The sequence below is a fragment of the Microbacterium sp. X-17 genome, assembly GCF_039615055.1.
In genome coordinates this window covers 1,058,818-1,079,272 of the sequence record NZ_JBDHNI010000003.1, presented here as the reverse complement: position 1 = coordinate 1,079,272, position 20,455 = coordinate 1,058,818, and the positions used below count along the sequence as shown (strand labels likewise).

Below are 20,455 nucleotides of genomic sequence, written 5' to 3'. Positions count from 1 at the left end.
CACGTGCGTGAGCGGGAGGGCACGAATTGGCTCCGCATCTCCACCACGCTGAACGGCCAATCACAGACAGCCCTGTGGGGTTGAGACTGATACCGCCGTCGCCAACCCTTGTCTTCGCGGTCCTATGCGGTGCTGTTGCGTACAGTAACTTTTCGGTCTACCGGAATCTTCGCTTCCTCGACTTTCTTGCCATCGACGAGGGCGGCGACGTAGTTGGCAAACTCGGGAATGAAGGTCGAGAGATCCGAGGAGACGCTGGTGAGCGGCGGTTGGAGAAATTGGCCCGCGAACGTGTCGTCGACTCCGATTACCCCGAGGTTTTCAGGGATCGATACACCGGCTGCTGCTGCCGCCGCGATGACTTGAACCGCGATCGTGTCGTTGTATGCGCAGACGCCAATGCCTCCCCCGGAACGGGCCCCTAGGGAGGCCACGAGTCTCGTTGCAAGTTTCGGATCGTCTGGCCACGTGACTGTCGATATCAGCACACCGGATCGCGCGGCCGTTTGCGTCGCGGCGTGCTCTCGCAGCGCGTTCATCCGCGCGTCGTGTTCGCCCGTCGACCGAATGAAGACGAGCTCTTGATAGCCGCGGCTGACCAGGAACTCGACCTGCGTGCGTCCTGCGGAGGCTATGAACTCGTCGCGACCTGGGAACGCTGTGATCACCGGAACGCTAAATCCGAGTGCGAGTGATGAGAATTCAGAGTCCTCTTGAGTCGGCGAGGTCAAGACCAGGGCGGGTGACAACTCGCCAACCGGTCTGGGTGCACCCGAGACGCCCATTTGCCAAAGTAGCCCCAATCCGAGTGAACCCAGCTCGTGGGCCAGTTGCACGATGTATTGGGTCAGTAGAGGTTCGAAACCATCTTCGGGGGGGGTAAGAAAGAGGACGCTGCGGCTCTTGGCTCCACTCAGATGCCGTGCAGCGGCAGTGGGGTGATATTCGAGACGTCGGGCGGCATCGAGAACTCTTTGCCTCGTGGCTGCACGAAGACGCCCGTTTGGATCACCATTGAGGGCGTAGCTTACGGCAGCTCGCGAGACGCCCGCTTCCCTGGCCACGTCCTCCGCGGTTACTCGTCGTTGCGTTTCCTCGGGCATCTGCTGTCCTCCAGGGTCAGTATCGCAGGACACTCGTTCCTGCGTTTAATGGGTGGCCGGGCGTGAGATTTGGCCGCCTCAATTGGGCCGATATCGGTGCTGCGTATGGCCCTTACCCGCCGTCCCGGGCGGTCAATCGCCGACTGTCCGAATCGTTTCCCAACTTGGTTGCGCCGGCATAAAGCGGACCTCGGCATCGGCGGTGAAGCCCCCGCAGTTGCGGCCGCCGAGACTGTCCCCGCTTCGAGCCTGATCGCTTCCTAGGAAAGAGCTTATGCAACGATTTGATGAAGCGCGTCACGTATGTGCAGTGTGCGGTTGACATTGCCCAAGTGAAGCGTGTAACTTGCAAATGAAACGCTTCAAATCGAGGCTTCGCCATTCAAGGAGGAATAGTGACCACAGCACGTAAATTCCACATGCGGCGTCTAATGCCGCTTGTGGCCGTCCTGGGGGCGGGAGCCCTCGCACTCACTGGCTGCGGCCCGGCAAACAGCAGCAGTGGGGCAGGTAGCGCCAAGTTCAACTACCTCGGCCAGACCGAGAACACCACGATCGTGGGCGCCCTGACCGCGATGTCGAAGAACCAGTGCACGGCAGAGGACAAGGCTGCACCTCTCAGCACCGATAAGTCTGCTGGCGCACAGTTCGACCAGAAGCTTCAGCTTCTCGCAGGACAAGACGCGCTTCCGAACATGTCGATGGCGGCTGGCACCCCGTCCCTCATGAAGCAGTTCATCAAGGCAGGTCAGGTGGTGGATTTGAGCACCGAGCTGAACAAGCTCGGCGTCGCTGACAAGATCCTCCCCGCGGCTGCCTCAACGATCAAGGCGCTGTACGGCCAGTCCGACCTGTACTCCCTCCCGACCGAGTTCAACATCGAAGGCTTCTGGTACAACAAGAAGATCCTCTCCGAGAATGGCATCACTGCGCCGAAGACGTGGGACGAGCTTGTCACCGCGGCAGGCAAGCTGAAGAGTGCCGGAGTCCAGCCCTTCTCCGCGGACGGCAAGGACGGCTGGCCCATCACTCGCCTCGTCGGGGATTACATCCTGCGTGACCTCGGACCGACAGCTCTCAAAGACGTCGCCGACGGCAAAGCCAAACTGACCGATTCGAAGTACGTGAAGGCTGCAGACGCAGTCTCCGCTCTCGGCAAGGCCGGCTACTTCGGCGAGGCAGTCGGTTCGGTCGACTACAACGCGGCGATCAACCAGTTCCTCACGGGCAAGTCCGCCTTCTTCTACATGGGCAGCTGGGCACTCGCCAACTTCAACGACGCTACCCAGAACCAGATCGGCGCTGACAACATCGGGTTCGCTCCCTTCCCCGCCGTGTCGGGCGGCAAGGGCAGCATCGATCAGGTGCCCGCCAACGTCGGCGTCCCGGTCATGTTCGCCAAGAAGGACTTCGGCGACAAGCAGGCCGCGTGGCTGAAGTGCATCGTCAACAACTACGGCGATCAGGTCATGAACAACGGCGGCGTCGTTTCTGGATTCAAGCTGACGTCGCCCCCGGCCAACCTGCCCGCGACCACGCAGGTGGTCCAGGACACCATCAAGAAGTCCTCGTCAAGCATCCTCTGGTTTGAGGCCCTCTTCAGCTCGAAGGGCACCAGCGTCAGCCAGACCAACGGCGGCGGCCTCGGCAGCGGAACCCTTTCCGGCGCTGACTTCATGAAGCTCGTTCAGGACGCCAACGCGGCGGGCTGACCTTCAACCACCGAGACACGGGGTCGCGGCCGTGTGCGCCGCGACCCCGTGCATCACCGCTGCATTCATTTGCAGCCGACAGTAAGTTGAACCATGGACAGAGTGCTCGGCGACAAGCGCGCCATCTTCATCCTTCTCGGACCCGCCCTCGTACTGTATTCGGCGATCATGCTCATCCCGATCGTGTGGTCGCTCGGATACACGCTCTTCGACGGCAACGCGGTCACGGGCTTCACATTCACCGGTTTCAGCAACTTTGTGAAGTTCTTCAACGACCCGGCGGCGTGGAGCGCGGTCTGGTTCAGTCTCCGGTTCGCGGTGGTCATGACGATTCTGCAGGTTGGGTTCGGCTACCTGCTGGCGCTCCTGTACGTCTTCTGGCTCAAGAAGGCCTCGTCGACCGTTCGAACCATCGTCTTCTTCCCGTTGGTTCTGCCTACAGTTGCTGTGGCCCTGCTCTTTCAACGGCTTTTCGAGGCCGCGCCGACTACCGGCCCGGTCAATGCGGTGTTGAACGCATTCGGCATCCACTCGATCGATTGGTTCGGTACTCCAGAGGCATCGTTTTGGGTCATCATCCTCATGGGGTTGTGGCAGTCGATGGGGTTCTACGGCGTTCTGCTCTATGCAGGCGTGATCGAGATCCCGGAGGAACTGCTCGAGTCAGCTCGACTTGACGGCGCAAGCGGTTGGAAGCTCACGCGGACGATCGTGCTTCCGCTGTCTCTTCCCGTGCTGCTGTCGTCGCTGATCTTCAGCATCAACGGCACCCTGAAAGTCTTCGACAGCGTTATCGCACTGACGAACGGCGGTCCTGGCAATGCAACCACTCCGCTGACGCTGTACATGTTCCAGACCTCCTTCACCTACGGCGAATACGGCTATGGGTCGACGATCGCGCTGATGCTCGCGATCCTCTGCTTGTTGTTCACGGTCTTCATCTTCCGGTCAACGCGCCGCGACCTCACGAAGGGCTGACAACGATGTCCACCTCAACTCTCACGAACGCACGTTCGACCAGCACGTCCAAGACGCGAGTTCCTCGCCGTCCACGTCATACTCCGACGCGATTCTTCCGCCGCCTGCCGGTTCGGATTCTCATCACCATCCTGTTGATCGTCGAGATCTACCCGATGTTCTGGATGCTGCTCGGGTCGTTCAAAACGCAGTCGGAGTTTCTGAACGAGCCGTTCTGGACGTTGCCCCAGTCGTGGTCGTTCACCAACTACGTGTCGGTCTTCGAGAGCGGCTTCGGTCACTACATCGTGAACAGCATCATCGTGGTGTTCCCCTCGCTCGCCGTCGTGTTGATCGTGGGAGTCGCGGCCGGATTTGCTCTGGAGGTGCTCGTTTGGAAGGGCCGGGGGCCCGTCCTTCTTCTCTTCCTCGCTGGGATCATGGTGCCGACGCAGATGATCCTGCTGCCGCTCTTTACGATCTATTTCCGCACCGGTCTCACCGGCACGTACTGGCCGATGATTCTCACCTATATCGCTACAGGCCTTCCGTTGACGGTCTTCATGATGGCAACCTTCTTCCGCAACGTGCCCCGAGAGATCTTCGAGGCGTCCACACTCGACGGTGCAAGCATCCTGCGCTCCTTCTGGGCCGTTGGCCTGCCGCTGGTCAAAAACGCGATCTTCACCGTCGGACTGGTCCAGTTCTTCTTCTTCTGGAACGACCTGCTCATCGCGCTCACGTTCACCAACAACGACTCGCTCCGAACTATCCAGGTCGGACTGCTGAATTTCACAGGTCAATACGGGGCCGTGCAATACGGCCCGACGTTCGCAGCGATCGCGGTCAATGTCTTCGGAACACTGGCGATTTACCTGTTCCTCAACCAACAGGTGATGAAGGGCCTCACGGCCGGATCGGTCAAGGGGTAATGCGAATGAAGACCACCTCGGCCGACTCACGCGCCACTGTCGATTCTGTGTGGCTCGAAAACCGGAGGGCGGGGAGTGCGCTTGGTATCGACGAATCCGCTCCGCGAATTGCATGGACCGCGGATTCGCCCTCCCCAGATGACGCGGTGGAGCTGGAACTCACGCGTGACAAGGGGACGGTCGAGCGCCACATAAGTCATGGGGGCGCCCAGCGGCTCATCGACTGGCCATTCGCACCCTTGACGTCGCGTGAAGCCGTGACGCTGAGGCTTCGCTTCAACGACGAGGAAGGTTTCGCCGGACCAAGCGATTGGAGCGCACCCCTCGCGATAGAGGCCGGCCTGCTTGACCGCGAGGACTGGGCGGTACCGTTCGTATCACCGTCGGCAAGCGCCCCGCAGGGCGCGGTCCGCCCCGGCCACCTGTTACGCGCTGAATGGGACAACGTCGATTTGGGCGTCGATGTGACAAAGGTCCAACGCGCACGGATCTATTCGACAGCACACGGTGTCTACGAGCTCGAACTCAACGGTCGCAGCGTCTCAGATGACCTCCTTTCGCCAGGCTGGACCAGCTATTCGCACCGACTGCGATACCAGACGCATGACGTAACAGACATCCTGCAGTCTGGCCGCAACGCCATCGGTGTCTGGCTGGCCGATGGCTGGTACCGGGGTCGAATCGGTTTCGACGGTGGCCTCTGGGACGTCTATGGCAACGACGTTGCCGTGCTTCTCCAATTGGAGCTGACGCTGGAGGATGGGTCGGTCGTTGACGTTCCGTTGACCGACGGGTGGCGTTCACACGCCTCACCTGTTACTGCCGCTGCCCTCTACGAGGGCGAGAGCTACGACAGCCGGCTGCTGCCCGAGGGCTTCAGCGCCCCTGGCTTCGATGATTCAACCTGGCAGACGCCGACGCTCCTCGACCTGTCCGACTTTTCGGCGAAGCTGGAGGCGCCGACGGGACCGCCCGTTCGTGTCACTGAGGTGCTGAAACCGATCAATGTGGAGGCAATCGCCGGTTCCCGGATCCGGCTCGACTTCGGGCAGAATATCGCCGGAAAACTTCGAATCCGTGTAAACGGGCCGGCCGGGCACACCGTAACCCTCCATCACGCGGAGGTCCTAGAGGATGGTGCGCTCGGGGTCAGGCCGCTTCGATCCGCTGTCTCCATCGATCGATACACGCTGTCGGGTAACGGAGTCGAGGAGTGGACTCCACGATTTACGGTGCACGGGTTCCGCTTTGCCGAGATCGAGAACTGGCCGGGAGCCATTGAGACTCTTGACGTCGAGGCTCTGGTCGTGCACACGGATATGCAACGGACGGGCTGGTTCGAAAGCTCCCACCCCGGTCTGAATCGGCTCCACGAGAATGTCGTGTGGAGTATGCGCGACAACTTCGTAGATCTCCCGACCGACTGCCCGCAACGAGATGAGCGTCTCGGTTGGACCGGTGACATCCAAGTGTTCGCACCCACAGCGCTGCGCCTGTTCGGCGCTCATGGAACGCTCAAGGGGTGGTTGCGGGACGTCGCATACGAACAGGGTGATCAGGGGCATGTGCCCAACTTCGTGCCGTGGATTGAATGCGGTTTTCCCAACCACCCGACGGCGGCGTGGGGAGACGCGGCCGTCATCGTGCCTTGGGAGATGTATCAACATGATGGCGACCTTCGTGTTCTCAGAGACCAGTACGACAGCATGCGTGGGTGGGTGGACCTCGTCGACCGTCTATCCGGTCACACCGGATTGTGGAATACAGGTTTTCAGCTCGGAGATTGGCTCGATCCCGCAGCGCCGCCGGACAACCCGGGCGAGTCTCATACTGACAAGAGTTTGGTAGCAACCGCGTACCACGTGCGCACGTCACAGATCCTCGCCGCTACAGCTGAACTGCTCGGCAAAACCGTCGACGCGGCACGCTATCGCTCAATCGCCGATCGGGCCGTCGTGGCCTTTCAGGCGGAATTCATCTCTCCTCACGGTCGCGTGGTCAGCGACACAGTCACCTCGATCGCACTCGCCATCGCCTTCGATCTATTCGCAAACGAAGATCAGCTCCGAGTGGCCGGTCGACGCTTGGGGCAGCTCGTCGAGGCAAGCGACTTTCGAATCAGCACAGGCTTCGTCGGTACGCCGATCATCTGCGATGCGCTGGTCAGGGTTGGTGAGCTGGATGCCGCCTATCATCTGCTTCTCCAGGAGGAGTTGCCGTCGTGGTTGTACCCCGTGTCGATGGGCGCGACGACCATTTGGGAGCGGTGGGACAGCATGCTGCCGGATGGAACCATCAACCCCGGAGACATGACGTCGTTCAACCATTACGCACTTGGGGCCGTTGCCGGCTTCTTGCACCGGGTAGTTGCGGGTCTTGATTCAGCCGAACCGGGCTGGCGGACGCTGCGTATCGAGCCCAGGCCCGGCGGCGGCCTTACCCATGCTTCCGCATCCCATCTCACGCCGCTGGGCCCAGCTTCCTCCTCCTGGAATCGCGTGGGTCGCCACTTCACTGCAAACGTGCTGGTTCCGCCCGGTGCGACCGCGACGGTCGTACTTCCGGAGGGGGGCGGCACGTTCACGGTCGGGGCGGGAAGCCACACATTCCAGTCCACGTTCCGAGACGCTTCCGACGATCCGCGAAAGCCGTCGCCACGTCGCTGGTGAGCGGCCCTCGTTCGGCGATTCTCGCAAACGCACCATCCATTTGACGAAAGGAAACCACTCCGTGCAGCAGTCCATCATCCCCGGACAACCCTGGCTCGACACGAACGGGAAGCGCATTCAGGCCCATGGAGGATCAATCCTCTACGTCGACGGGGTCTTCTACTGGTACGGCGAGAACAAGGAGCGCACCTCTCCAGGCAACGGTATTTGGCACTGGGGGATGCGCTGCTATTCATCCACCGATCTCTACAACTGGGAGGACAGGGGCTTGATCATCCCTCCTGTCGCCGAAGACACCAGCGATCCGATGCATCCCGCCCAGTTCGCCGACCGCCCGCACATCATTTACAACAGCCGGACAGGGAAGTACGTGTGCTGGATCAAGGTGATGCAGCGCGACGGGGGTCAGCTGTCCAGCGTCTACACCGCTGACGACATCCTCGGCCCGTACGAACTTGTGCGAAGCGGCGTTCGCCCCCTCGGGATGAACGCGGGCGATTTCGATCTCGTCGTCGACCCTTCGGACGGTAAGGCCTATTACTACTTTGAGCGGGTGCACAGCGAGCTCATCTGCGCCGACCTCACCGACGACTACACGGATGTAACCGGCTACTACTCGACCCACTTTCCGCGGTTGCAGCCTCCCTTTGTTCGCGAGGCACCGGCGTATTTCCGGCGAAATGGTAAGCACTATCTGATCACCTCCGGCACTACAGGCTATTTCCCCAATCAGTCGGAATCTGCTGTCGCCGATAGCTACCACGGCCCGTGGCGTGTGATCGGCAACCCCCATCCCGGTGACGAAACCAACACGTCCTATCGGTCACAGCTGTCATCGATCTTCAAACATCCCCACAAGAAGGACCTCTACATCGCGCTCGGCGATCGCTGGGTCGTGAATCCGCCTGCCGACCTGCCCGACATCCCAGCGCTTTTCGAGCGCGTCTTCGCGCCAGGAGCGGAGCATCACGACTGGGGCACGGTTCCGATCACCGACCCTGACACGTCGATTGCAGACTACGTGTGGCTTCCTATTCGGTTCGATGGCGACGACGTAATCATCGACTGGCATGACGAGTGGCGCATCGAAGACCACGACTGACCTGGCCTGCACCAGGTGCAGGACGACCGCCAACCACAGAGAGATTCTTGATGACCCTCACCGACGACATCCGTTTGCAGCTCGCGCTGCAGGCGATCGAGCTGCCCTCCTGGGCGTTCGGCAACTCGGGCACGCGCTTCCGGGTGTTCGGCACGCCGGGCACTGCGCGCGACCCGTTCGAGAAGATCTCGGACGCGGCGCAGGTGAACAAGCACACCGGTCTCGCGCCCTCGGTCGCCCTGCACATCCCGTGGGACAAGGTGGACTCCTACGCCGACCTCAAGAAGCACGCGGAGGACAACGGCGTCGAGCTCGGCACGGTCAACTCGAACACGTTCCAGGACGACGACTACAAGTTCGGGTCGGTCACCCATTGGGACGACCGGATCCGCCAGAAGGCGATCGACCACCACTTCGAGTGCATCGACATCATGAACGAGACCGGGTCGCGCGACCTGAAGATCTGGCTCGCGGACGGCACCAACTACCCGGGTCAGGACTCGATGCGGGCGCGGCAGGACCGGCTGGCGGACAGCCTCCAGAAGATCTATGAGCGGATCGGCGAGGGCCAGCGCCTGGTGCTGGAGTACAAGTTCTTCGAGCCGGCGTTCTACCACACGGACGTTCCGGACTGGGGCACGAGCTACGTGCAGACCGCGGCGCTCGGCGAGCGGGCGATGGTATGCCTGGACACGGGCCACCACGCGCCGGGCACGAACATCGAGTTCATCGTGATGCAGCTGCTGCGCCTCGGGAAGCTCGGGTCGTTCGACTTCAACAGCCGGTTCTACGCCGACGACGACCTGATCGTGGGCGCCGCCGACCCGTTCCAGCTGTTCCGGATCGTGTTCGAGGTGATCCGCGGCGGCGGGTACGCCAACCCGGACGTCGCGTTCATGCTCGACCAGTGCCACAACCTGGAGGCGAAGATCCCGGGCCAGATCCGCTCGGTGCTGAACGTCCAGGAGGCCACGGCCAAGGCGCTGCTGGTCGACACCGAGGCGCTCGCCGCCGCGCAGGCCGCGGGGGACGTGCTCGCCGCCAACACGGTGTTCATGGACGCCTTCAACACGGACGTCCGCGCCGACCTCGCCGCCTGGCGGGAGTCGCGCGGCCTCCCCGCCGACCCGATGGCCGCCTACAAGGCCTCCGGCTACCAGCAGAAGATCGAGACCGAGCGCGTCGGCGGCACCCAGGCCGGCTGGGGCGCCTGAGCGTCCGCCATGCTTCAGTATGTCGCTGCCGGTGCAATCGACCCGCTCAAGTTGCGGGTCAATCGGCCTGCGGGACAGCTGCCTGAGCAACTTGTTGTCTCGGTCTTTTGGGATGACTTCTCGATTCGACCCGAACACGCCGATAGTCGAGCGGATATGGACCTGGGCAATCTTCAGTCGATTGCAGTCCTGGACCGTTCGAAGGCGTTACCTGCCCTAAGCGCAATACTCGCATGGGCAGTTGGTGATCTCACTTCGGCATTGCGTCTCGACTTGGCGTGCCGAGATGTGAGATCGCTTCTCCTCTGTCGAGAAGCGTCCACAGTCATTCAGCGTGCACTTAGCGACGTGAATTCCGACCTCTACGTGCAGGTGACTGTGCGAGGAATCCTCCCCGGTGAAAGAGATCTAGACATGCAAAATAACGAGACCGTCGCGGCCCTCCTGGCCCGGTCGAACCGCCTCGGCGCCGACCCGAAGAACACGAACTACGCCGGGGGCAACACGTCCGCCAAGGGCACGGAGACCGACCCGGTGACCGGGGAGCCGGTCGAGCTGCTGTGGGTCAAGGGCTCCGGCGGCGACCTCGGCACGCTGAAGGAGTCGGGCCTGGCGGTGCTGCGGCTCGACCGGCTGCGCGCCCTTCAGAACGTCTACCCCGGTGTGGACCGCGAGGATGAGATGGTCGCCGCGTTCGACTACACGCTGCACGGCAAGGGTGGCGCGGCCCCCTCGATCGACACGGCCATGCACGGCCTCGTGGATGCGGCGCACGTGGACCACCTGCACCCGGACTCCGGGATCGCTATCGCGACCGCGGCGGACGGGGAGGCGCTGACGTCGACCATCTTCGGCGGTCGCGTGGTGTGGGTGCCGTGGCGTCGTCCCGGCTTCCAGCTCGGGCTCGACATCGCCGCGATCAAGGCGGCGAACCCGGATGCGATCGGCACGGTCCTCGGCGGGCACGGCATCACGGCGTGGGGCGACACCAGCGAGGAGGCCGAGGCCAACTCGCTGTGGATCATCCAGACCGCCGCCGACTACATCGAGGCCAACGGCCGTCCGGAGCCGTTCGGCGCGCGCATCGCGGCGAACGAGCCGCTGGCCTCGGCCGAGCGCCGGGCGAAGGCGGCGGCGCTGGCGCCGACGATCCGCGGGCTGGCGTCGACGGACAAGCCGCAGGTCGGCTCGTTCACCGATGACGACGTGGTGCTCGACTTCCTCGCGTCCTCCGAGCACACCCGGCTCGGCGCGCTCGGCACCTCCTGCCCCGACCATTTCCTGCGCACGAAGGTCAAGCCGCTCATCCTCGACCTCCCGGCGGACGCCTCCATCGAGGACTCGATCGCCCGCCTGAAGGAGCTGCACGAGCAGTACCGGGCGGAGTACACCGCGTACTACGAGCGGTACGCGACGCCCGAGTCCCCGGCCATGCGCGGCGCGGACCCGGCGATCGTGCTCATCCCCGGCGTCGGGATGTTCTCCTACGGCAAGGACAAGCAGACCGCGAGGGTCGCGGGCGAGTTCTACATCAATGCGATCAACGTGATGCGTGGCGCCGAGGCCCTCTCGACCTACGCGCCGATTTCCGACGCGGAGAAGTTCAACATCGAGTACTGGTCGCTGGAGGAGGCCAAGCTCCAGCGCCTCCCGAAGCCCAAGTCGCACGCCGGCCGCATCGCGCTCGTCACGGGCGCGGCCTCCGGCATCGGGAAGGCGATCGCCACCCGGCTGGCGGCAGAGGGCGCGTGCGTCGTCATCGCCGACCTCGACCTCGCGAAGGCGCAGGCCGCCGCGGCGGAGCTCGGCGGCACGGACGTCGCGATCGGGGTGGCCGCGAACGTCACCAGCGAGGCCGACATCCAGGCGGGCATCCAGGAGGCGCTGCTGCAGTTCGGCGGCCTCGATCTGATCGTCAACAACGCCGGCCTGTCCATCTCGAAGCCGCTGCTGGAGACCACCGAGGCCGACTGGGACCTGCAGCACGACGTCATGGCCAAGGGGTCGTTCCTGGTCTCCAAGGCGGCAGCGAAGGTCCTCATCGAGCAGGGCCTCGGCGGCGACATCGTCTACATCTCCTCCAAGAACTCGGTGTTCGCGGGGCCGAACAACATCGCGTACTCGGCGACCAAGGCCGACCAGGCCCACCAGGTGCGGCTGCTGGCCGCGGAACTCGGCGACTACGGAGTGAAGGTCAACGGCATCAACCCCGACGGCGTAGTCCGCGGCTCCGGCATCTTCGCCGGCGGCTGGGGCGCCAAGCGCGCCGCGGTCTACGGCGTGCCGGAGGAGGAGCTGGGCAAGTACTACGCGCAGCGCACCCTGCTCAAGCGCGAGGTGCTGCCGGAGAACGTCGCCAACGCGGTCGCGGTGCTCACCTCCAGCGACCTCGACCACACCACCGGACTCCACATCCCCGTCGACGCGGGCGTCGCGGCGGCCTTCCTGCGATGAACGGGGCCCTGCGATGAGCACGATGCGGGCGGGCGCGGTCGCCGCGGTCGACCTCGGCGCGACCAGCGGCCGGGTGATGCACGCCCGCGTCGGCGCGAACACGCTCGAGCTGACCGAGGCGGCGCGCTTCCCGAACACGCCCGTGCGGGTCCAGGAGGACGGCCGCGAGGCGCTGCACTGGGACCTGACCGGGCTCTACGCCCACGTGCTCGACGGCCTCCGCGCGGTCGCACACGCCGATCCCGGTCTCCGGAGCGTCGGCGTGGACGCGTGGGCCGTCGACTACGGCCTGCTGCGCGCCGGCCGCCTGCTCGGCGAGCCGTACCACTACCGCGACGAGCGCACCGCGGCGGGCGTCGAGCTCGTGCACGCGCGCGTCGCGCCCGAGGAGCTGTACCGCGAGGGCGGCCTCCAGTTCCTGCCGTTCAACTCGCTCTACCAGCTCGCGGTCGACCAGGAGTCGGGGGCGCTGGAGGCCGCTGACCGGCTCCTGCTGGTTCCGGACCTGATCACGTACTGGCTGAGCGGGCAGTCCGTCGTCGAGCGCACCAACGCCTCCACCACCGGGCTGCTCACCGCCGATGGGTCGTGGAACGATGCGCTCATCGAGCGGCTGGGCCTGCGGCGCTCGCTGTTCCCGGCGCTGGTGGACGCAGGCACGGCCGTGGGCTCCCTGCTGCCGTCGCTCGGCCTCCCGTTCGCCGGGGCCGGTCCCGCGGTCACGGCAGTCGGCTCGCACGACACCGCGTCCGCCGTCGTCGCCGTGCCGATGGACGCCACCCGCGCCGCCTACATCTCCTGCGGGACCTGGGGCCTGGTCGGCGTCGAACTGGAGGGCCGGGTCGTCAGCGACGCGGGCCGCGCCGCCAACTTCACCAACGAGGGCGGCGTGGACGGGCGCGTCCGCTATCTCCACAACGTCATGGGGCTGTGGCTGCTGAGCGAGTCCATCCGCGAATGGCAGCGGCGCGGCCTCCCGGTGACCCTGGAGAGCCTGCTCGCCGAAGCCGCGGAACTGCCGCGGCCGGCCGACCTGTTCGACGCGGACGACCCGCGCTTCATGGCGCCGGGCGACCTCCCGTCGCGCATCGCGGACTGGTTCGCCGAGCGCGGCCTCCGTCCCCCGGCGAGCCCGGCCGGGATGGTGCGGGTCATCGTGGAGAGCCTTGCGGAGGCGTTCGCGGCCTCCGTTCGCGCCGCCTCCGAACTGTCCGGTGTCCCCGTCGAGACGGTGCACATCGTCGGCGGGGGAGCGCGCAACGCCCTGCTCTGCCAGGCGACGGCCGACCGGGTGGGCGTGCCCGTGCTGGCCGGCCCGGTGGAGGCCACGGCGCTCGGCAACGCGCTCGTCCAGGCCCGCGCCGTCGGGCTCGTCTCGGGCGACCTCGAGACGCTGCGCGCGCTGGTGGCGCGCAACTACGCGCCGGTGCGGTACGAGCCGTCGCGCGTGAGCGTGCGCTGACGTGCCGCTGGGACGACGCCTACGGGGCGCACGCCCGCCTGTACCGCCGCCAGCAAACCAACGGCGCGCAGCCTATATTGATGCCTCAAGGGGAGACAAATGACTCATAACTTTCCGACCCAGTTTTTGTGGGGAACCGCAACCGCCGGCCATCAGATCGAAGGTGACAACACCGCCTCCGACACATGGTTTCTGGAGTCGGTGAACCCCACTATCTTCGCCGAGCCATCTGGCCGGGCGTGCAACTCCTGGGAGCTCTGGGAGGAGGATCTCGAGCTGGTCACGGCCATGGGGCTCAACGCCTACCGTTTCTCGATTGAATGGGCGCGCGTCGAACCCGACGAAGGCCAGTTCTCTGAGAGCGCCCTGGCACACTACGAAAATCTGCTGCTTGGCTGTCTCAAAAGGGAGATTGTCCCCATCGTGACGTTCAGCCACTTCACGGCGCCACATTGGTTCGCCAAGGGCGGAGCCTGGTTGTGTGATGACAGCGCTGATTTGTTCGCGCGCTACTGCGGCGTCGTAATGGACCGGCTCGGCGATCTGATCGCCGTCGCACTAACCTTCAACGAACCGAACCTGCCAAGGATGCTCAGCTGGTCGGACCTTCCGCCTTTTGTCGCCGAGCTCGAACGCTCGACGCTCGAAGCGGCGAGTCGAGCGTCGGGAGTGCCGGCGTACCGCGCCGGCAACGTCGTACTTCCCGAGGATTACGACGGCATGCGCGATGGACTCAGCCGGGCGCACCTGGCAGCCAAGAACGCTATCAAATCGCGTAGGCCGGACCTACCCGTAGGTCTCTCCCTCGCTGTCATCGATGACATTGCAGTCGCAGGAGGCGAGCGTCTTCGCGATCTCAAGCGGCGCGAGGTCTACGAGCACTGGCTGAAACTTGCGCGTGCCGACGACTTCGTCGGGGTGCAGAACTACGAGCGCTTCTACTATGACGCAGACGGGCGCGTAGCGCCGCCAGCAGGACCGATCGACGGGTTTGAACCAAATGTTGACCCGGACTCCCTACGTGGTGCGGTCGAGTACGCGTACTCCGTCGCCGGTGTGCCGATCCTCGTGAGCGAGCATGGGATCAGTACGCACGACGACTCGCAGCGCGTCGCGCTACTCGAGCCTGCGCTCGACGGGTTGGAGAGGGCAATGTCCGGGGGAGTGCCCGTGCTTGGATATTGCCACTGGTCGCTTGTGGACAACTTCGAATGGATCTCCGGCTACTCTGCCAAACTTGGCCTTCACTCCGTCGATCGGGAGACCTTCGTGCGAACCGCGAAGCCAAGTGCCCGGGCATTCGCCGACGCGGTTAAGAGTCGCACGCAGGCTGACGTAGGCGCGCCGAAACGCGAAGAGTAAGTGTCCAGTTGGCGTGGCGGCTCTGGGCGCCGACCGAGATCCAGATGCTGGTCCTGGCACCGCCTGCCGCTCGGCTGCCACAAGCGCAGCTCAGAGGCGTGCTCGCTGTGACCGGCTGCCGCCGGCGTCCCGTCCATGCTGCTCGCGCTGGTCTGCCGGGCCGCTGCGACCATCGGGCTCCGGTGTAGACCTCGACGGGGCGCCCTCGGTTGGTTGGCGTTCTGTACGGCCGAGCCGTCGTCTTGATCACGGTCAGCTGACGCGGGCGCACCCGCGCAGTGGCGCCGTCGCCGACGAGTACGAGACCGAGCACGACATCAAGTCCCCGGGGATGCGCCGGGCCATTGGGCGAACGCTCGCGTACAACCGGCTCGCCGGTGTCCGACTTTCTCGAGGTTCCGAACCGTTTCGTCCCGCGGAGGCCTCTTCGAATCTCACAAGGTGTCGAAAGCATTTGCGCCGTCTTCAACCAGAAAGCGCATAGCTGATCTCAGGTTCGGTGTCAGCGGCGAGAAAGTCGTTGTCCAGCCGCGAGCGGTTCGCTAACTGTCTAGTCGATGGGCCAGCACGGCCAGGGGAGGTCGAAGAATGGATCAGCATGGGCGCGAAACCGGAAGGAGGAACCGGGAGAAAAGTTCGTCAGCGCGCGACAGTTCGCATCGACGATGGCGAGCCCTGTACGGCAGCGTTTCTGCCGGCGTGGCGGTCGTCGCCATCGTCGTGGGAGTCAACGTCGGTGGCGCCGGGCCAGCGGTCTCTCCGGTTGCAGCGCCGGCTCCGGCGGCCACGGCCGCACCCTCGACCGCGACGCAGGACTCGGCTGTTCAGATGGTCTCGGCTCCCCATGGCGGGCATCACGAGCACAACGACGATCGGGGCGATCGGTGAGGCGCACGGCGTCGACGACGGTGTTCCTGATCGTGCTGGGCGCCGCGGTCGCGGCTGCGCTCGCGCTCGTGAGCGCCCCACAGCCGGTCATCGCAGATGTCGCCCTTCTCGCGCACACCACCGGACTTCTGGCCGGATACGGCGTTGCGGTGATGCTCATCCTGATGGCGCGGGTACCCGTGCTAGAGCGCGACGTCGGCGCGGACCGGCTGGCCCGCTGGCACGGCCGCGGCGGGCGGCTGGTCGTGACGCTGATGCTGGTGCATGGGGTCGCGGCGACCGCTGCCTGGATGCAGGTGCAGAAGGTCGATGCCGTCGCCGCGACGTGGCAGGTGCTGCAGTTTCCCGGTTTGGTGGCGGCGACTGTCGCCACGGCGCTGTTCGTCGCAGTTGGGATTCTCTCGGCCAGGGCGGCGCGTCGGCGGTTCTCCTACGAGACCTGGCATCTCGCTCACCTGATGACGTACGTCGCGGTGGGGCTGAGCTTCGCCCATGAACTCGGCGGTCCCGATCTCGCCGGCTTGCCAGTCGTTCAGGTGGCCTGGAGCCTCCTGTACGCCGCCGCATTCGGGTTGCTCCTTCGATACCGCGTGCTCGACCCGCTGCTGCGGACACTGCGCCATCGAATGCACGTCGATGCAGTCATCGCCGAGGGCCCCGATGTCGTGAGCATCGTGATCCGCGGCCGTCATCTCGACGAGCTCCGCGCCGAATCGGGACAGTTCTTCCGGTGGCGATTCCTCACCCGGAGCACCTGGCGCAGCGCCAACCCGTTCTCGCTCTCGGCGCCGCCGACGGACACCTACCTCCGGCTCACGGTTAAGGCAGCCGGCGACACCACGACTGCGCTGCGCCGTCTCAAGCCGGGCACGCGCGTGTTCGCACAGGGTCCTTACGGCGCGATGACCGACCGCCGGCGCGCCGGCCGGGGCGTCCTGCTGATCGCCGGCGGTGTCGGGATAACGCCGATGCGAGCGCTGTTTGAAACCCTACCCGTCGAGGGCAGACAGCTCACGCTGCTCTACCGTGCATCGACACCTGCGGAAATCCTCTTCAAGGACGAGCTTGAGCACATCGCAGCCGAACGCGGGGCGCACCTGCTCTACGTGGTCGGTCGCTCCAGTGACCCGTCGACCCGCATCACCGCCGAGCGACTCTCCGTCGCCGTTCCCGGGCTCAGCAACCGCGACGTATACATCTGTGCTTCGCAACGATTCTCCGCGGCCGTCAGGACTGCCCTCGACGCAGCCGGAGTACCGCGCAACCGCATCCACCAAGAGGACTTCGCCTTCTGAGCCAGCGCGCGCATACATAATTGGCCACGCACCGGAGCCGCGCACAGAGTCGAATGATCGGACATCCTGGCGACACTCTCGCGACTGGTGTCCAATGCGTCAGGTGACGCGGTAGGCCGTATAGACCACGCGGCTTCGATGGCGGGCGCAGGCGCCGATGTACAGCCGATTCGCCAATTCCGGATCGGATGACTCGAGTTGGATGTTGGTGCGGAAGTAGTACGACGAGGGGTCGAGTTCCTCGCCACGTCCCAGTGCTGCGAGTACGCCAGGCTCGCCGGTTCGGATGCCAGCTGCTCTGATGTGCAGCAGGTCGCCGTCGGAGCTGACCGCCGAATACCGCGAGTCGATCTCGATCGTTCCGTCGTCCCGAACGATCTGCCAGTCCGCGCCACCAGTGAGGATGCGGCCGGTGAAGTCGCCTTCGACACTCCCGCCGGTTATGGGCACGACGCGCCTGTGCCCGGTGACGGTTCGGCCGTGGTCCTCGAGCTCTCCGAGTTCGACGATCACGCGGAGGGCTGGGATTAGCTCAGGGATAGGCAGAGGGTGCATCACTCGGGGTTTCTGTCGATCGATGGTGGTTTCTGATCACGTAGGGCGACTTCGAGCTTCTCCAGCGCAGGAATCGCCGCGGACAGAGCTCGCTGATGCTGTTCTGTGAGGGTGTGCGTCGCGGTCTCGATGAGCGCTGCGCTCGCCGTGTCGTAGCGTTCGAACAGGGTGAGGGCCCATGGAGTGGCGAGGATCAGGACGCGGCGGCGATCCGTCTCGTCCTGGCGTCGGGCGACCAGGCCGGCCGACTCCATGGCGACGAGGAGGTTGCTCAGGGTCGACGGCCGGAGGTCGATGCGACGAGCGAGGTCCGAGGCCGTCAGCACGGTCCCCCGGGGAAGGGCGCGCAGTACCTCAATGTGCGAGTCCGGAAGATCCGGGAGGTGTTCTGTGGCACGTGACCTGCGGAGGAGGATGCGTCGCAGCGGCGAGATGACCGCAGCCAGTCGGCGGCCCTCGGACTCGGTCATCGCGCCGCCGGGGTGAGCGAGTCCCGTGTGTTCAGGATCTCCGGGTCGAATCCTGCGGCCTTCTTGTATTCGGAGGCGATCGCGCGAAGCTCGGTTTCCGGGATCACGTCGTGCACCTTATCGAATCCATGCGGGGCTCGTTCCCGGGCGATGGCCATCACCTGTTCCGGCCCCTGCCGTCGGTTCGCCGCGACAAGGGCGGTCGTCGGTGGGCGACGATCTGCCTCAAAGCGGGCGAGTGCGTCGTCGGGCGACTCGGCGGTAGCGACGTGGTAGGCGAGTGTCCGAGCATCAAGTATGGCCTGTGACGCCCCGTTAGACCCGTTGGGGTACATGGCGTGGGCGGCATCGCCGAGGAGGGTGATCCGCCCGTGAGTCCAGTGATCGAGCGGGTCGCGGTCCACCATCGGGTACTCGAGGATCTCGTCGGCGGAGGCGATGACACTCGGCACATCGAGCCAACTGAAGTTCCACTCGCGAAACAGATCTGCCAGCGGCGGGATAGCGACCGCACGGTTCCAGTCGACTGTCTCTTTCCGAGAACCGTCTGTCCGCTGCTCGGCGATGAAGTTGACCGTCATGGCTCCGTCGTCGCCGATTTCGCTGAGAGGATATGCCACGAACTTGAGCTGGTCGTCGCCGGCCATGATCATGGTGCGTCCGTTCAAGAATGCAGGAACCCTCGCCGTGCCGCGCCACAGTGTCAGGCCGTTCCAGATCGGCGCGCCTTCGTTCGGATGGAAAGTGCGGCGCACGGCCGAGTGGATGCCGTCGGCGCCGATCAGCACGTCGGCGTCTTCGGTGACCGTCTCGCCGTCACAGTCGAACACGGCCTGGGCGCGTCCGTCTCCGAACTTCACAGCGTCCAGATGATGGCCCAGCCGGAGGACGTCAGATCCGCACGACTCGATTACCGCTTCCGCGAGCATCATCTGCAGTCGCCCGCGGTGGACGGAGAACTGCGGCCAGCGATAACCGGCAGCCGTCCCGCGAGGTTCTGACCAGATGAGCTGACCGAAACGGTTGTAGTACTGCAGCGCTTGGGGTGCGGTGCCGAGTGCGCTCAAGCGGTCACGAAGCCCCAGCTCCGTGAGCTCGCGTACAGCGTGCGGGAGGAGGTTGATGCCGACCCCAAGCGGACGGAGCTCCGGCGCGCGCTCGTACACTTTGATGTCTTCGAACCCCGCTCGTTTCAGGCTAAGGGCTGTGGCGAGGCCGCCGATACCGGCGCCCACGATGACGATCTTCATCCGACCTCCTCGTCAGTGATTTGTCCACATTGTACGAAGACAAAATTAAACACTGTCAAGAGCGCGGGCGAAGTTTATGGTCCGAATCGACCAACCATTAGCGGTGAGCGCCGCCTCCTTTGTGCGAGCCGGGTCAGCAGATCGACGGCGGAGGCCTTGGCGATGGGGTCGTAGTCCGCAGCTTCGTCGAGGTTGCTCATCACGGTGTTGCGAGCGCGAGTGTTAGGAACGCATACGAGGCGTCCGAAACTCCAGTCGCGGCCAGCCGTGGCAGATTTTGCGCGCACCTCGCTGAGGTCGGGTGCGGTCGTAGTGGCTCGGGCAAGTGCGCAGATCGTTGATTTTCCGGGGATGTTCGCCAGCATTGAGGTGGTAACGGGCCCCAGATGGAGTTCGAATCCAGGCGCTCCGCGGATGCCCCGCGGCCGACTCCACGTCAGAGCTCACCCTGTGTTGTGCAAGGCGCGCACGACCGTCTGTGCCTGGCCCCAATACTGCGCGTAGTAGTTCGCGTCGGCGTTGACCTGGACGGCGTGGGCGAGGTCGGTGGGCGTCATCGTCTGCCAGCCGTCGATGGTGGTGAGCTTGTCGAAGAAGTTCGTGGCTGCGGTGTAGGGGTCCATGCGGTCGGCGAGGGTTCCCCAGGCTCCGTTGTCGCGCTGCTGGAAGAGGCCGCGGCTGTCGGTGCCGGCGGCGTCGCCGTGGTCGAGGTTCTGGAGTCCGGATTCGCCGATGGCTGTCATGACGCCGACAGCTTGGGTGTGGGTGCCGAGACCGAGGTCGCGGGCGGCGTTCATGATGTGGGCGGCGTTGACGAGTTCGGCCTGGCAGAAGCCGGCGACCGGTCCGGCGGGGACGACGATGGTTCCCACCGTGACGGGGGCAGCGGCCGGACAGGTGACGGCGGTTGCAGTCGATGCGGCCGCGGTCGGCACGGTCTTGATGAGACCGAGCGAGTACCAGCCGCCCAACGCCACGAGTCCGGAGACGACGAGTCCGATCAGGAACTTCCGCATGGGTGTTCTCCTTC

At 64.7% G+C, this 20,455-nt stretch carries 15 protein-coding genes; 10 read left to right on the top strand and 5 right to left on the bottom strand.

Features of this window, described 5'->3' with window-relative positions; all coding sequences use genetic code 11:
• Window positions 1–122: 122 nt before the first annotated feature.
• Window positions 123–1,103, bottom strand: a complete 981-nt coding sequence (locus ABCS02_RS19345) for a LacI family DNA-binding transcriptional regulator (RefSeq protein ID WP_345837291.1) — start codon at window positions 1,101–1,103, stop codon at window positions 123–125.
• A gap of 395 nt (window positions 1,104–1,498) precedes the next feature.
• On the opposite strand from ABCS02_RS19345, the gene ABCS02_RS19340 reads away from it, so the two are divergent.
• From ABCS02_RS19340 to ABCS02_RS19295, 10 genes are all read left to right on the top strand, one after another.
• Entirely contained in the window at window positions 1,499–2,815 is a 1,317-nt protein-coding gene (locus tag ABCS02_RS19340) for an extracellular solute-binding protein (protein WP_345837290.1), read from the top strand.
• A gap of 93 nt (window positions 2,816–2,908) precedes the next feature.
• Window positions 2,909–3,793, top strand: a complete 885-nt coding sequence (locus ABCS02_RS19335) for a sugar ABC transporter permease (RefSeq protein WP_345837289.1) — start codon at window positions 2,909–2,911, stop codon at window positions 3,791–3,793.
• 5 nt (window positions 3,794–3,798) lie between these two features.
• Window positions 3,799–4,704, top strand: a complete 906-nt coding sequence (locus tag ABCS02_RS19330; protein ID WP_345837288.1) for a carbohydrate ABC transporter permease — start codon at window positions 3,799–3,801, stop codon at window positions 4,702–4,704.
• Between the two features lie 5 nt (window positions 4,705–4,709).
• Complete coding sequence (locus tag ABCS02_RS19325) at window positions 4,710–7,373, top strand: family 78 glycoside hydrolase catalytic domain (protein WP_345837287.1); 2,664 nt, start codon at window positions 4,710–4,712, stop codon at window positions 7,371–7,373.
• Window positions 7,374–7,434: 61 nt separating this feature from the next.
• A complete protein-coding gene (locus ABCS02_RS19320; protein ID WP_345837286.1) occupies window positions 7,435–8,475 on the top strand; it encodes a family 43 glycosylhydrolase in 1,041 nt (346 codons plus the stop codon).
• Between the two features lie 50 nt (window positions 8,476–8,525).
• A complete protein-coding gene (gene rhaI / locus ABCS02_RS19315; RefSeq protein WP_345837285.1) occupies window positions 8,526–9,689 on the top strand; it encodes an L-rhamnose isomerase in 1,164 nt (387 codons plus the stop codon).
• Window positions 9,690–10,103: 414 nt separating this feature from the next.
• Complete coding sequence (locus ABCS02_RS19310; RefSeq protein ID WP_345837284.1) at window positions 10,104–12,143, top strand: bifunctional aldolase/short-chain dehydrogenase; 2,040 nt, start codon at window positions 10,104–10,106, stop codon at window positions 12,141–12,143.
• Between the two features lie 22 nt (window positions 12,144–12,165).
• Complete coding sequence (locus ABCS02_RS19305) at window positions 12,166–13,605, top strand: rhamnulokinase family protein (RefSeq protein ID WP_345837345.1); 1,440 nt, start codon at window positions 12,166–12,168, stop codon at window positions 13,603–13,605.
• 99 nt (window positions 13,606–13,704) lie between these two features.
• Window positions 13,705–14,967 (top strand): family 1 glycosylhydrolase, encoded by a 1,263-nt coding sequence (locus tag ABCS02_RS19300; protein WP_345837283.1) that lies wholly within the window; start codon window positions 13,705–13,707, stop codon window positions 14,965–14,967.
• Between the two features lie 884 nt (window positions 14,968–15,851).
• Window positions 15,852–17,150, top strand: a complete 1,299-nt coding sequence (locus tag ABCS02_RS19295; RefSeq protein WP_345837282.1) for a ferredoxin reductase family protein — start codon at window positions 15,852–15,854, stop codon at window positions 17,148–17,150.
• A 99-nt stretch (window positions 17,151–17,249) separates the two neighbouring features.
• Here ABCS02_RS19295 and ABCS02_RS19290 read toward each other — a convergent pair whose 3' ends face one another.
• The 4 genes from ABCS02_RS19290 to ABCS02_RS19275 form a co-directional block, all read right to left on the bottom strand.
• The gene (locus tag ABCS02_RS19290; protein ID WP_345837344.1) at window positions 17,250–17,705 is read right to left on the bottom strand and encodes a DUF3237 domain-containing protein; all 456 of its coding nucleotides are present in this window, start codon (window positions 17,703–17,705) and stop codon (window positions 17,250–17,252) included.
• Window positions 17,705–18,175, bottom strand: a complete 471-nt coding sequence (locus tag ABCS02_RS19285) for a MarR family transcriptional regulator (protein WP_345837281.1) — start codon at window positions 18,173–18,175, stop codon at window positions 17,705–17,707. The genes ABCS02_RS19290 and ABCS02_RS19285 overlap by 1 nt, the downstream gene beginning before the upstream one ends.
• Entirely contained in the window at window positions 18,172–19,425 is a 1,254-nt protein-coding gene (locus tag ABCS02_RS19280; protein ID WP_345837280.1) for a flavin-dependent oxidoreductase, read from the bottom strand. Before ABCS02_RS19280 ends, ABCS02_RS19285 begins: the two co-directional genes overlap by 4 nt.
• Window positions 19,426–19,868: 443 nt before the next feature.
• Entirely contained in the window at window positions 19,869–20,441 is a 573-nt protein-coding gene (locus tag ABCS02_RS19275; protein ID WP_345837279.1) for a hypothetical protein, read from the bottom strand.
• Window positions 20,442–20,455 lie beyond the last annotated feature (14 nt).